General features: G+C 65.7%; 9 protein-coding genes. 5 read left to right on the top strand and 4 right to left on the bottom strand.

From position 1 onward, the window contains the following. Nucleotides 1–14 precede the first annotated feature (14 nt). Together DPV79_RS02140 and DPV79_RS02130 are read left to right on the top strand one after the other, a co-directional pair. Nucleotides 15–1,037 (top strand): ABC transporter substrate-binding protein, encoded by a 1,023-nt coding sequence (locus DPV79_RS02140; protein ID WP_113044641.1) that lies wholly within the window; start codon nucleotides 15–17, stop codon nucleotides 1,035–1,037. A 625-nt stretch (nucleotides 1,038–1,662) separates the two neighbouring features. Further along, nucleotides 1,663–3,807: a flavin monoamine oxidase family protein gene (locus DPV79_RS02130; protein WP_113044640.1), complete on the top strand. Its 2,145-nt coding sequence runs from the start codon at nucleotides 1,663–1,665 to the stop codon at nucleotides 3,805–3,807. A 117-nt stretch (nucleotides 3,808–3,924) separates the two neighbouring features. Here the strand turns inward: DPV79_RS02130 and DPV79_RS02125 are convergent, their stop codons facing one another. Continuing rightward, nucleotides 3,925–4,212 carry a hypothetical protein gene (locus tag DPV79_RS02125; RefSeq protein WP_226193250.1) on the bottom strand — a complete coding sequence of 96 codons (288 nt, stop codon included), beginning with the start codon at nucleotides 4,210–4,212 and terminating at the stop codon, nucleotides 3,925–3,927. 516 nt (nucleotides 4,213–4,728) lie between these two features. On the opposite strand from DPV79_RS02125, the gene DPV79_RS02120 reads away from it, so the two are divergent. Then, on the top strand, nucleotides 4,729–6,840 hold the full coding sequence (locus DPV79_RS02120) for a radical SAM protein (RefSeq protein WP_113044639.1): 2,112 nt from the start codon (nucleotides 4,729–4,731) through the stop codon (nucleotides 6,838–6,840). Between the two features lie 83 nt (nucleotides 6,841–6,923). Here DPV79_RS02120 and DPV79_RS02115 read toward each other — a convergent pair whose 3' ends face one another. Next, nucleotides 6,924–8,108: a WG repeat-containing protein gene (locus tag DPV79_RS02115; protein WP_165843478.1), complete on the bottom strand. Its 1,185-nt coding sequence runs from the start codon at nucleotides 8,106–8,108 to the stop codon at nucleotides 6,924–6,926. A 32-nt stretch (nucleotides 8,109–8,140) separates the two neighbouring features. Here DPV79_RS02115 and DPV79_RS02110 point away from each other — a divergent pair, with 32 nt between their 5' ends. Both DPV79_RS02110 and DPV79_RS02105 read left to right on the top strand, forming a co-directional pair. Continuing rightward, a complete protein-coding gene (locus tag DPV79_RS02110; RefSeq protein WP_053077829.1) occupies nucleotides 8,141–8,437 on the top strand; it encodes a hypothetical protein in 297 nt (98 codons plus the stop codon). 24 nt (nucleotides 8,438–8,461) lie between these two features. Further along, a complete protein-coding gene (locus tag DPV79_RS02105; protein WP_113044637.1) occupies nucleotides 8,462–9,001 on the top strand; it encodes a DUF4303 domain-containing protein in 540 nt (179 codons plus the stop codon). Between the two features lie 202 nt (nucleotides 9,002–9,203). Here the strand turns inward: DPV79_RS02105 and DPV79_RS02100 are convergent, their stop codons facing one another. Beyond that, nucleotides 9,204–11,534 (bottom strand): putative bifunctional diguanylate cyclase/phosphodiesterase, encoded by a 2,331-nt coding sequence (locus DPV79_RS02100; protein ID WP_113044636.1) that lies wholly within the window; start codon nucleotides 11,532–11,534, stop codon nucleotides 9,204–9,206. Nucleotides 11,535–11,587: 53 nt separating this feature from the next. Continuing rightward, complete coding sequence (locus DPV79_RS02095; protein ID WP_113044635.1) at nucleotides 11,588–13,690, bottom strand: putative bifunctional diguanylate cyclase/phosphodiesterase; 2,103 nt, start codon at nucleotides 13,688–13,690, stop codon at nucleotides 11,588–11,590. Nucleotides 13,691–13,795: the final 105 nt, after the last annotated feature.

The following is a 13,795-nucleotide window of genomic DNA, read 5'->3' as shown; positions in this document are numbered from 1 at the left end:
CCTGGAGAAACACGATGACCCGTCCCGCCTCGGCACTCCGCCGCCTGCTGTCCCTCCGTTCCGCCCGTCGTGCATTGGGTGCCGCCGCCACGGCTGCGGCGCTGCTCGCGGCGCCCGCCGTTCACGCGGCGGCGCCGCTGAAGATCGGCTATAGCGACTGGCCCGGCTGGGTCGCATTCCAGGTCGCGCTCGACAAGGGCTGGTTCAAGGAGGCCGGCGTCGACGTCGATTTCGAATGGTTCGATTACTCGGCGTCGCTCGACGCGTTTTCCGCGGGCAAGCTCGACGCGGTCGCGGCAACCAACGGCGATGCGCTCGTAACGGGCGCATCCGGCGCGAAGAACGTGATGATCCTGCTGACCGACTATTCCGCCGGTAACGACATGATCATCGCGAAGCCGCCGCTGCGCAGCGTCGAGGGGCTGAAAGGCAAGAAGGTCGGCGTCGAGCTCGGCCTCGTCGATCACCTGTTGCTCGAAACCGCGCTGCAGAAGCACGGATTGAAGGATGGCGACGTGACGCTGGTGAATGCGAAGACCAACGAACTACCGCAGGTGCTCGGCTCGTCGGCCGATATCGCCGCCGTCGCCGCATGGCAGCCGAACGCGAACGAGGCGTTGAAGCGCGCACCGGGCGCACGCGCGATCTTCACGTCGGCCGACGCGCCGGGGCTGATCTACGATGCGATCACGGTCGCGCCCGCAAGCCTCGCCGCGCGCCGGGCCGACTGGGCCAAGGTGATCAAGGTCTGGTACCGCTGCGTCGCGTACATCAACGACCCGAAGACGCAGGCCGATGCGGTCAGGATCATGTCCGCGCGCGTCGGGCTCACGCCGGAGCAATACCTGCCGCTGCTGAAAGGCACACACCTGCTCGACGAAGCAGCCGCGAAGCGTGTGTTCCGCAAGGGCGACGGTCTCGATTCGATCTATGGGTCGACGCGCAACGCGAATGCGTTCAACGTGCGCAACGGCGTGTACAAGCAGTCGCAGAATGTCGATGCGTATATCGATCCGCGATTCGGGATGTCGAACTGACCGTTGCGTGCGGTCGGAATTTTGACGGCTCGGTCAGGCTAGCGGGCGCCAACCCGCTTCATCGAGCACGGGGAGGCGTATTTCCGAGGATGTCGAGGCAGGCGTCGCCCGTCAGCGGCGCTTGCCCGCATCCCTGTCGAGCCGGCGCAGTCCGTCGAATCGTTCCGCGATTTTCGTCTCGATGCCGCGCGACGCCGGCTGGTATCAGTCCGGCTGCCGCATATCGTCCGGCAGATAGCGTTCTCCCGCGGCATACCCGTGCGGCTCGTCGTGCGGATTTCGGCAACCCCGTCCGAGCGACAGAGCGTCGGCGCGCTACGCGTTCCTTGCACAGCCGATCGCGTGTTCTGCAATCCGAAGAGGATCGGCGATTCGATCGCGATCCCGTGACTTTTACCGTCACGAAATCCCCCCTTCCCAAGCCCGCCTCTTTTCCATCATTTCGCTCATTCTCCTCAATCGTTTCTCAAACAAAAATTGATTGATTTGGCGAAACCGCATTCGCATACTGCGCAAGCTTCGTTCGCAATGCGTTGTCGTTGTCCTGAATCGGTCCCGACGCGCTGTGCCAGCGGCAATCGGGATCGATATCGCGCGGTTTCCACTCTCTCGATGGAGAAACGTCATGGGCGTTACCGTCATTCCCCGGCTGCTCGGCCTGAAGAACGAGAAGAAGATTGCCACCACCGTTGGCGAAGCCCGGTTGAGCGGGATCAACTACCGGCATCCCGATTCCGCGCTGGTGTCCTATCCGGTCGCCGCCGCCGGGCCGCTGGGCACGCTGCCCGCCGGCAACTACAGGATCGCCATCGTCGGCGGCGGAGCAGGCGGCATCGCCGCACTCTACGAACTCGGCCGGCTCGCGGCGACGCTGCCGGCAGGAAGCGGCATCGACGTGCAGATCTACGAAGCCGATCCCGATTCGTTTCTTCATGACCGGCCGGGAATCAAGGCGATCAAGGTACGCGGGCTCAAGGCCGGAAGAGTGTCGGCGGCGCTCGTTCACAACGGCGATCCCGCCAGCGGCGACACGATTTACGAAGTCGGCGCGATGCGCTTTCCGGAAATCGCCGGATTGACCTGGCATTATGCGTCCGCCGCATTCGGGGACGCGGCACCGATCAAGGTATTTCCGAATCCGGGCAAGGTGCCGACCGAATTCGTGTTCGGCAATCGGGTCGATCGTTATGTCGGGAGCGATCCGAAAGACTGGGAAGATCCGGATTCGCCGACGTTGAAGGTACTGGGTGTCGTCGCCGGCGGGCTGGTGGGCAACCCGGAAGGCGAGAATGTCGCGATGTATCCGATCGCCAACGTGGATCCGGCCAAGATCGCGACGATCCTGAATGCGGCTACGCCGCCGGCCGATGCCCTCGAGCGGATCCAGACGAAGTACTGGCCCGAGTTCATCGCGCAATACGATGGCCTGACGCTCGGCGCGGCCGTCCGCGAGATCGTGACGGTTGCGTTCGAGAAGGGAACGCTGCCGCCGGTCGACGGTGTGCTCGACGTCGATGAATCGATCAGCTACTACGTCGAGCTGTTCGGCCGCTTCGGCTTCGGCACCGGCGGCTTCAAGCCGCTGTACAACATCTCGCTGGTCGAGATGATGCGGCTGATCCTCTGGGACTATTCGAACGAATACACGCTGCCGGTCACGGAAAACGTCGAGTTCATCCGGAATCTGTACCGCAAGGCCCAGGACGTCGGCGCCGGCAAGCTGGCCGTCCAGGTTCGTCAGGAACGCGTCGCGAACGCCTGCCATTCCGGCACCGCGTCGGCGCGCGCGCAACTGCTGTCATACGACAGCCAAAACGCCGTCCACGCCGAAGCCTACGATTTCGTGATTCTCGCCGTCCCGCACGATCAGTTGACGCCGATCGTCAGCCGCAGCGGCTTCCAACATGCGGCCAGCCAGAATCTGGGGGACGCGGGCCTGGGCCTCGAAACGCATACGTACAACCAGGTTTATCCGCCGCTGCTGCTGAGCGATAACAGCGCCGCCGCGAACGCCCGGATCGTCACGGCGATCGGCGAGCTTCACATGGCGCGCTCGTCGAAGGTGTTCGCCACCGTCAAGACCGCCGCGCTCGACCAGCCGTGGGTCCCGCAATGGCGCGGCGAACCGATCAAGGCCGTCGTCTCCGACAGCGGCCTCGCGGCGAGTTATGTGGTACCGAGCCCGATCGTCGAAAACGGCCAGGCGCCCGAGTATTCGAGCCTGCTCGCCAGCTACACGTGGGAAGACGATTCGACCCGGCTTCAGCACGATTTCGGGTTGTATCCGCAAAACCCGGCAACCGAGGCCGGTACGGCGGACGGGATGTACCGGACGATGGTGAATCGCGCGTATCGGTACGTGAAGTATGCGGGCGCGTCGGATGCACAACCGTGGTGGTTCTATCGGCTGCTCGCGGAAGCACGCACGGCGGACCGCTTTGTGTTCGACTGGACGACCAACAAGACGGCCGGCGGCTTCAAGCTCGACATGACCGGCGACCATCACCAGAGCAACCTGTGCTTCCGGTATCACACGCATGCGCTCGCCGCGTCGCTCGACAACCGCTTCTTCATTGCCAGCGACAGCTACAGCCACCTCGGCGGCTGGCTCGAAGGCGCGTTCATGAGTGCAATGAATGCGGTGGCGGGCCTGATCGTGCGCGCCAATCGCGGCGACGTGAACGCGCTGTCCAGTGCCGCGCGTCCGCTCGTGACCGGTTTGCGGCCCGTCGTGAAGGTTCCCGCAGCGGAGCTGGCCACCAGCAAGTAATCCGCGAACGAAGAGACGCGCGCGTCGCGCGTCGTCATGCGCCCGCCGCACGGCGGGCGCGTTTCAGATGGATCGAAACAGGGTGCGCGGCCGGACGGCGGAATCGGTGTATCCGGATTAGCGCTCGCTCACCTTCACGCGCGGCAGCCATTCCGCCTCGGCACCCTGCGTGCCTTTCAATTGGGCGGGAATCGCGTCTTGCACTTGCGCGTCGTGGCGGCGTACCGCCTCGGTGTCGAGATGACGGCCGTCGAACGTCGACTGGCGACGGGTAATCATGTTGATGCGAAGGCGTTTTGCCGCCATGGTCGGTCTTCCTTGAAAAATCGGCACCCCGCCGACTGGCGAAGTGCAATAGATGTACGTGAGAAAGATGTCGCCAGGATGACGTGATGTGAAACGCACGTCTCCCGCCATCCTACGGCGGCGGCGCATGCACCGCAATGACTTCGAGCAAGCATCGCAGGTCACTTCTCCGCGATCCGCTTGCCGTCCGGCTTAATGGGTCGTTTCAAGGAGGGCACTCGAAGCGCGCCGCAGGATCGACACGCTCGGCACTGCGTGCGGCGTCGAGGTACAACAGGGCGAAGGCCTGCCGGACGCGGCGCCGTTCAACTTCGACCGCATCTGACCTCGCCGGCCGGGCCTTGATCGGGCCGCCGTTATAATCCGTGCGACGCTACGGCGGCCGCGCGTGTCGGTTGCCGGCTACACGCCGGGATGATTTCCCTTTCGGGCGCGACGCGCTCGAGGATTCCTTTCTCCCCGAGCGTGAAGCGCGTTGCGCCATTCCCCGCGCCCGCCATTCGTGCCCGGCCGGGCAACGAATGGTGACTGCGCGAGTTGCTTCAAATATGACGGTTTCCCGTGATGCCACCGGGTTCACGGGAATCCTCGACAAAAAGACAGAGGGCCTCGCCGATGCCGGTTTCCACTGGTTTTGACCGCAACGCATTCAGGGCGTATCCGCTGGACGGCGCGCTGCTGCGCTTTCACCCCGCGACAGGAACGCACGTCCGGGTCGAGAACGCGTCGACCCGCCACTTGCGGCGCCTCGCACCCCGGGTCGTGATGTTCGGGATAACGAACAAGTGCAATCTGTCTTGCGACTTCTGCTCGCGTGATGTGCGGCGCGACAGTGCCTGGTCCGTCGAGTCGGCCGCTAACGTCCTTCGCGGCCTCGCCGCGGCAGGCACGCTGGAAGTCGCCTTCGGCGGCGGAGAGCCGTTCGCGTTCCGTGGATTCGCCGAGCTGATCGACATCCTTCATCACACCACGCCGCTTGCACTGAACGTCACGACCAATGGAACGCTGATCCGGCGCAACACGTTTGCGCCCTACGCGGGCCGCTTCGGCCAGGTTCGCGTCTCGCTCTACGACGACGTGCGCTGGCGCGACGCGGGCGCGGTCCTGTCGGAATACGGGCAAAGGTGGGGCGCCAACCTGATCGTCGACGACGCGGTACTGCCGGGCCTCCCCGCACTGCTGGCCGAACTGGCCGCGCTGGGTTGTCAGGATGTCTCGTTGCTGTCCTACATCGGCCCCGATTTGCGCAGGCACCTTTCGCCGAAGGGGCGTGCGCAGCTTGCGGCCATCGTGCAGGATTCGCCGATCGCCTGCCGCCTGTCGGTGTGCTTCGGCGACGCGGTGCCCGTATCCAGATTGTTCGACGGAGCCGATGGCAGTGGCGACTGCGGCGCGGGGCTCGACTTCGTCTCCATCACGCCCGATCAACGCATGCAGGGCTGTTCGTTCCAGGACGGCGGCCTGCCTGCCGCCAGTGCGGAGGACATCCTGCACGGGTGGCGCAACGCGCGTGCGTACCTCGAGCAACCCAGCACGCGGCGCGGTTGTGCACGTCGCGGCGCAGATGCCGGTCGAACCCGGTCAACGCCACCGGTCAGCGTGTGGCAGACATTCTCCGGCAACAACAGCGGCGAGTGCGTGATGGTCGCGAAATTCGAGACCATCGCGGATGCGGACGCCTACCTCGCCCAACTGCTGCCGTCATGGGCGCCCGATGCCGAGTATTCGTCCGAGTGGAAGCGCCTGTTCAAGGACGAAGCGGTCGCGGGGCCGGGCTTGTCGAGCGGAGGGTCGCCTCGCGAGCTGGTGGCGATCGGCCGCTCGGTGATCGCGACGGGATACGAGGCAGACGACCTGTTTCCGGAATTGCGTGCGCTGGCCTGGAAGAAAGGCGCATACGTGGTGCCCGACGGCATCCACGCCCACGACGTGTTCCTGCTGGCCGCGGTGCGTGCGTCCGGCGCGGACGACGCACGCGATCTGGCCGCCCGGAAGCCCCATCCCGCAGCCAGGACCTGGCTGCATGGAGAGGCCGTCCTCGTCACGCTCGAGCTGCAGGGTGACGGCGCGCCAGGTGAACTCGTCGAGATCCGGCAACTGCTCACCGACTATTGCGCCGGTCGCCCGCTCGCCGCGGAACTCGTGTTCGACGACATCGACGACGCGGCCATGCTGTCGGTCAAGAAGCGGCTCGGCGCGGAAATCGGTCGAACGCCAAGGCTTGCACTGCATTTCGGCTCGCGCGAGGATTCCGCCGAGCGCGCGGTTCGATTCGCGCAAATGATCGCGGAAGGCCAGGCCGACGTCGCCGGCACGTGTGTGCTGGTATCGGGAATCGAGCGGCGCAAGCGGCTCGCGGTGCTCGCCTATCGGCAGGGTGCGCATGTCGGCGCCATCGACGGCCCGGAAGTGCGCGTCAGCGCCTGGTTTTTCGTGCGTGATGCCGCACCCCGGAAAGGCCGGCGCGCGGAACCCGGCGAGATCGATATCGGCCTGGTTCGCGAAGCGCTTCACCAGCGCTTTCCGGGCGGCGTTCGCATCGAAGTCAAGGCGGGATATCGTCGGGGTATGGCCTTCGTGAACATCGTCACCGCGGACCCCGGATATGCTTTCGGTCAACTCGAGCAGCTTGCGGCGTCGTTCGATGCGAGGCTCGGCATCGGAGTGCACGAGGTCGATCCGCTGGCGTTTGCCGTTCGACGCGTGATCGCTGACGTGTATTCCTGACCTGGGGCGCTACGCACCGCGCGCACGCAATCGCCAGGCGCCAATTCGCGTGCTACGCCAACAATCGTAGCCGCCCCGCTGAATCAGGTGCGAACCTGCACGCCATCCTCATCGAACACGGTGATCGCACCTGTATCCGCGTGCGTCACTTCATAGTGAAACACCGTGCCTTCCTCGCCCTGTTCGACCTCGTATGCCCGGATCTGATCGTCCGGCAGTGTCCCGAGCCTCGCGAAGCGACACGTAAAGATGTCCGGCACGTCGTTGCCTGGACGCGTCGCAACGATCCGGCCGATCGAGTCGTCGATTGATTCGTACTCGGCCGGCAGACGCCATTGCGCGGAGGCATCGAGCACGCCCCATCGCTCGTTTTCGCAGGCGGCCCAGCACCTGCTGCGGGAATGTTGCAGCACGGCCAACGCCGCATAACGGCACGGGATGACCTGTACCCCGTTGCGATCCACCACACCGAACTTGCCGTCGTGCAGCACCCGCGCATATTCCCCGCGCCAGAACGCCCATACGCGCTCGTACTGCACCGGTGTAATCTCTTTACCCTGGCTGTCGATATGTCCGTAGCGGTCACCTTGTCGGACGACGGCAACTTCCATCCATGTATCGAAGCCGATCTCGTCGTAGCGAGGCGGCACCAGCACCTCGCCCGTGATCGCCATGACGCCCATCTGCCCGTCTTGCTCGAACACTTCGACCTGTTCGTAGTAAATCGACGTCAACGGCTCCCACCCGTAGTCGTAGTGATCCTGGTTGATCAGTTCGCGAAAGCTGGTGACCTCCTCTTCCGCCAGGCCCTCGCACTGGTCGAGTACGGCGGGATCGTCGGTCTCGATCGCGCGCTCGATCGTCGCGTTGTCGCGCTCGATGCGTGCCAGCAGCGCCCGGGCCAGTTCGACGTGCGGTTCCGCCGACAGGTTGAACACGTCCCAGCCGTTCAGGTGAAAGTAGCGGTGAACCGCGCGATTGCCGAGGAATGCAAGTATCTTGCGCTTGGCTTCCCGGAAGGCGTCGAGATCGTCGATCAGGCGGTCGGCGTGACGCTCAAGGAACGCATACAACCTGGCCATCAGCACCTTGCCGCCTTCCGCTTCGGCATATATTCCATCGTCATTGCCGGTGTCGTTGCAACGATTACGCGCAAGGAATGGCGCCACTGCCAGCAGCGGACTCAACACGGTCGGGAAGTCATAGTTCCACTCCACCATGTTCAGGCATGGCGTGTCGGCCGGGCCGATGTCTTGCAGATTGAACATGTACATTCGATGCGCCATCGAAGTTCCTTGTGATGAGTGATGTGTTGGCGTTCAGCGTCGCGGTTGCTTATGATAGCGGCTCGCCAGTTCGACGATTGCATCGGCTGGCAAGCTCCAGACAAGAAGTCCTGGATCTCGCCCGGTCACTCAATGGTGACATCGACCTCGCGACGGTAGTCTACGAAGTGGTCGGTCCAGGCTACAAGAAGTGGATCCGCGAAAAGGTGCCTGCAATGGATGATCCAGCACCGATCGACTGCCTCCACGCCTCCGCGCTGACGAAACGGCTTCGCACCACCCTGATGCGTTTCCCCAGCCAAACCCGGTAACGATACGACGAGGTTGAGGACAGCATGCATCCAAGTTTCGCGAGCGAAATTGCCGACGCGGCGCGAGTGACATATCGAGCGCTTATCGCGGCGCATCCATACGAACATTTTTATGCGTTCGCCCTCTACACCGACAGTGGTGCCATGACGGTCGTGCCCGCCGCCAATTCCGACGAAGGGCTGAAGCGGATCCGCGAACGGATGGAGGTCGCCGACGACGAGAAAGCGCCGGAGTTCACATGGGCAACCGCCGAGTGGGCGTATGAATCCGCCGAGGCCGATTCATTCAATCCGCTCTGTAAAAAGCTGGCCGATACGGTGCTCGGTTCGACCATTCCCGAAACGAGGTTCGACGCGTTTTTCAAGGCACTCCAACGGGACATGATCGAGGCACTCAGACAGCTCGATCAAGAAGGGTTGTTCGGCACCGGCGCAGAGCGCGAGAAGATCACGCTGTTCGTCACGATCAGTGATGACAACGGGGCCGAGGAACTGGAGAACCGATCTGCCAAAGTCCTGAACCCGCCGGCCGTCTTTGATCGTTTTATCAACCGCTACGAATAGCAGCGGAACAGCGAGTGCGAGACGTGCGCGCGCGGGTCTGATCTTCGCGACAGACAGCCGCCCGGCATGCCAGCGCCTGCGCTCGTTACGAGGCGGCGCGTCAAGCAACGCCACGGGTTCGTCGACGCGAAACGATCCGATAATCGACCGGTGACCGGTGACCGCAGCTACCCTCACGCGATCACCCGGTTGCAGCCGCCCCTCACGCCCGCCTGCCCGTAGCCTGCGCCGCCAACGCGGCCCGCTCGATCCAGCGGATGGCCGGCGCATCGTGCTCGCCCGGCGCGGGCCTGCCGATCAGGAAGCCCTGCACCTCGCGACAGCCGGCATCGGTGATGCACGCCAGTTGCTCCTCCGTCTCGACGCCTTCCGCCACGGTCGTCACGCCGAGACGCTTGCCGAGATCGGCCACCGCGCACACGACGGCCGCGCAGTCCGGTCGCGAGATCGCATCGCGCACGAAGCTGCCGTCGATCTTGATCTTGTCGAACGGAAACGCGCGCAGATGCGCGAGCGACGAGAAGCCCGTGCCGAAATCGTCGAGGGCGACGCGCACGCCCATCGAACGCAGCGCGCGCAGGTCCGCGATCGCCTTGCCCTCGTCATGCAGCAGCGCGGTTTCCGTCACCTCGATTTCCAGCCGGTCGGGCGTGAGGCCGGCGCCGGCCAGCGCCGCCGCGAAGGCCGGCACGATCGTGCCGTGGCCGAGCTGTGCCGCCGATACGTTCACGGCGACACGCGCGCCGTCCGGCCAGCGCGCCGCCTCCCGGCATGCATGGTCGAGCACGAAGCGGCCGAGCCGGTCGATCAGGCCGCCGCGCTCGGCCATCGGAATGAAGTAGCCCGGCGAAATCCAGCCGGAGCGCGGATGATGCCAGCGCAGCAGGGCCTCGCGCGTCGTCACCCGGCGAGTCCGGACATCGACGATCGGCTGGTAGAACACGTACAGCCCCTGGTTCTCGTCCAGCGCGACGCGCAGCTTCGATTCGAGCGCGATCCGCTCCTGCGCGCGCGTTTCCATGTCCGGCGAGAACATCCGGTACGTCCCCTTCCCCGCTTTCTTGGCCGCATAGAGCGCCATGTCCGCGCGTGACAGCAGCACGCCGGCGTCGTTGCCGTGATGCGGCGCCAGCACGCAGCCGATCGACGCGCCGATGCGGAACTGCCGCTCGGGCGACGGCGCATAGGGCGCGACGAGCGTGTCGACGAGCCGCGCGGCCGCGCCCATCGCGCCGTCGGCGTCGGTGTCGCGCAGCAGCACCGCGAATTCGTCGCCGCCGATGCGCCCGAGCATCATCCCCGGCTCGGGACACTGCCCGCGAAGGCGTTCCGCGACCTGGCGCAGCACCTCGTCGCCCGCCGAATGCCCGCACGCGTCGTTGATCAGCTTGAAGCCGTCGAGGTCGATGAAGAGCAGCCCGAGCGTCTTGTCGGAGCGGCGCAGGCTCGCGTCGAATTCGGCGAGGAAGGTCGCGCGGTTCGGCAGGCCGGTGAGCGAATCGTGATGCGCAAGCTGGTGGATGCGCGCTTCCGCCTCGGCCTGCTGCGTGACGATCGACCACGACAGCATCGGGCCGATATAGCGCCCCTCGGCATCGCGCCCCGCCGAGACCTGGAAGTCGAGCACTTCCGGCCCGAGCCGCACGCGGCCGCGATGCGGCAGGTTCGTCGGATCGGCGAGCAGGCGGCGCTGGTGCTGCGGGTGCGGATGGAAGAAGTCGATCGACGCGCCGAGCGCATCGTCCGCGCGGATCGGCAGCAGATGCTCGATCGAGCGCAGCAGGTTTCGCGACGCCGTGTTCAGGTAGTTGATGCGGAACGTCTCCGGGTCGGCCGTCATCACGGCCACCGGCATGTCGTCGATCATCCGCATCAGCCGCGTCTGCGCCTGCTCGCGCATCCGCGATTCGGCCTGCGCGTCGACGGTGCGCACGAAGCCCCGGTAGTTGACCGAGATGACGGCGATCAGCGCTGCCGACACGAAAGCCATGTTGACCGCGGTGGCGACGAGCGTCGGCTGGCCCGTCGAGAGGAAGAACGCGATGAACACGGCGTTGACGATCACGGCCACGATCAACGCGGCCGTGCGCAGGTACATCAGGCTGAAGATGCAGCCGATCACCGTGATCGCCATGTAGAACGCGACCTGGGCCTTTTGCCACGCGTCGCCGTACGGGAACAGCAGCAGCGCCCAGAGGGTGAACGTCACCGCGATCGGGATCACCAGCCAGTTCGTCATCGTGAGCGCACGCGACACGGTGTCCGGCGTCGGCTCCACCAGCCGGGCGCGGCGCCAGTGCAGCAGCCGCGCGAGCGACACGAGCGTCATCGCGGCCGGCATCGCGACCGACAGCCACCACGGCGTGCTGCGCAGGTGCGTGACGGCGAGGCTCCAGGTGCTCGGGATGAGGATCAGGTACATCACCGGGAGCTGGCCGGCGAATACCCGGAATTGCGCCGCGAGCAGGTCCGGGTTCCGGGCCGGCGCCGCGATGCTTGCCAGTCTGACCATCCGTGCGTAGTGGGTTTTCATGTGAGCCTGCCTGCTGCAACCCGCGTTCGGATTGCCGTATCCGGCGTCGTCGGTTACCGGCGCGGGCCCGGATCCAGCTCGGCCGTGACGGCCGATCCGGACGCGGGAACCGTCGCGCTGGCGCGGTTGCTGCCGGTCAGCGCGATCTGCCCGCTGCCGACAATCTCGTTGAGTGGTGCGGGCCTGCCGAGCAGGAAGCCCTGCGCTTCGTCGCAGCCTTCGTCGGCCAGCAGCACGAGCTGGTCGCGCGTCTCGATGCCTTCGGCCAGGATCGGAATGCCCAGGCTCTTGCCGAGCGCGAGCACGGCGCGGATGATCGCGCGATCCTGCGGTTTCGCTTCCGCGTCCGCGACGAACGACTGGTCGAGCTTGATGCGGTCGAACGGGAACGAGCGCAGCGTGTCGAGCGACGAATAGCCGGTACCGAAATCGTCGAGCGCGATGCTCACGCCCAGCGCCTTGATCTGCCGCAGCGTGTCCAGCGCGCGCTCGCGGCCGGCGAAGATCGTCGATTCGGTCAGCTCCAGCTGCAGGCGCGACGCCGGCAGGCCGGTTGCCTCGAGCACGTCCGCCACGAGCGCCGTCAGGTCCGCGTGCATGAACTGCACGGCCGATACGTTCACCGCGACCGTATAGGGCGGCTCCCACGTGGCCGCCCGCGCGCATGCCTCGCGCAACACCCATGCGCCGATCTCCAGGATCACGCCGTTCTCCTCGGCGAGCGGAATGAACTCGGTGGGCGGGATCGTGCCGAGCGTCGCATGCTGCCAGCGCAGCAGCGCCTCGTAGCCGCGGATCTCGCCGGTCGTCAGCGAGGTCTGCACCTGGTAGTGGATGCTCAGCTGGTTGTCGGCCACCGCGCGGCGCAGGTCGGCCGCGAGGCTGCGGCGCGCGCGGACGATCAGGTCCATCGCCGGCTCGTAGAAGCAGACCGATTGCGAGACGCTGCCCTTGGCACGGTACATCGCGAGGTCCGCGTTGTTGATGAGGATCGCCTTGGTGGCGGCGTCGTCCGGGTAGATGGCGACGCCGAAGCTCGCACCCGGCACGACCTCGTAGTCGTCCAGCCTGACCGGCTTGTAGAGCGCCGGCTCGAGCCGTTCGAGCAGATCCATCAGGCGGGTGTCGTCGCCCATCCGGCAGAGTGCCGCGAATTCGTCGCCGCCGATGCGGGCGACGAATTCGCCTTCGCGCAGCACGTTCGACATGCGCCGCGCGAGGATGCGCAGCACCTCGTCGCCGGCGTGATGGCCGCGCAGGTCGTTGATTTCCTTGAAGCGGTTCAGGTCGATGCCGATCAGCGCGAGCTTCGTGCCCTGCTCTTGCGCCAGCGCGATTTCGAGGTCCAGCCGCTCGTTGAAGCTCGCCCGGTTCGGCAGGCCGGTCAGCATGTCGCTCAGTGCCAGCCGGCGCAGGTGCTCGAGCGATTCGGCCCGCACGTTGCTGTCGATCACGTAGCTCACGAGCCCCGTGCAGACGATCACGAGCGACGTACCCGCGACCGCCAGCGCCAGCGGACGCAGCGTGTTCACGTCGGTCCACGCGCCGTCGAGCGTCAGCGGCGTGATGCGCAGCGCTGACATCCCGGTGAAATGCAGCGCGAGGATCGCGAGCGACAGCACGCCGGCCATCTGGTTGACCGCGTGCGGCGACGGCCGCAGCGCGAGGTGCAGCGCGAGCGCCGCGAGGGTCATCGCCAGCAGCACCGACGCGACCAGGTAGCCGATGTCCCACGACACGATGCCTTCGACCCGCCACGCGAGCATGCCGGTGTAATGCATCAGCACGATCGCGACGCCGACGATCGCGCCGCCGAGCGCGGGCGCGATCCTGACGATGCGGCAGGTCGTCAGCGCGAAGCCGATCGTGCTGCCGCCGACCGCGATGAGCAGCGACACGAGCGTGAGCGGCAGGTCGAATTGCACGGGCGCGCCGGCATCGAAGCCGAGCATCGCGATGAAGTGCGTGCACCAGATCGCCACGCCGGCCGAAATGGCCGTCAGCACCTGCCAGCCGAGCCGCTGCATGCCGGAGGTGTTCACCGTGCGCTGGAACAGGCGCGCGGTGACCCACGAACCGGCCCCGCACAACAGCGCGGCAAGCAGGACCAGCCAGTGATTGTGCCGATAAACGATGCACCCTAAAACTGTCGCCAAAACCTTTCTTCCCCTATCCGTCGCGTGCGTGGATGCCGTTCCCGGTCGAAACCGCGGGGCGATGCCGCTTCGATCAGGCGCGCCTTCCGGATATCGGCATGCGAT

The organism is Burkholderia reimsis (genome assembly GCF_003294055.1).
GTDB classification, from domain to species: Bacteria; Pseudomonadota; Gammaproteobacteria; order Burkholderiales; family Burkholderiaceae; genus Burkholderia; species Burkholderia cepacia.
Note: the sequence above shows the minus strand (reverse complement) of the source record. Positions and strands in the feature narration are given on the sequence as shown.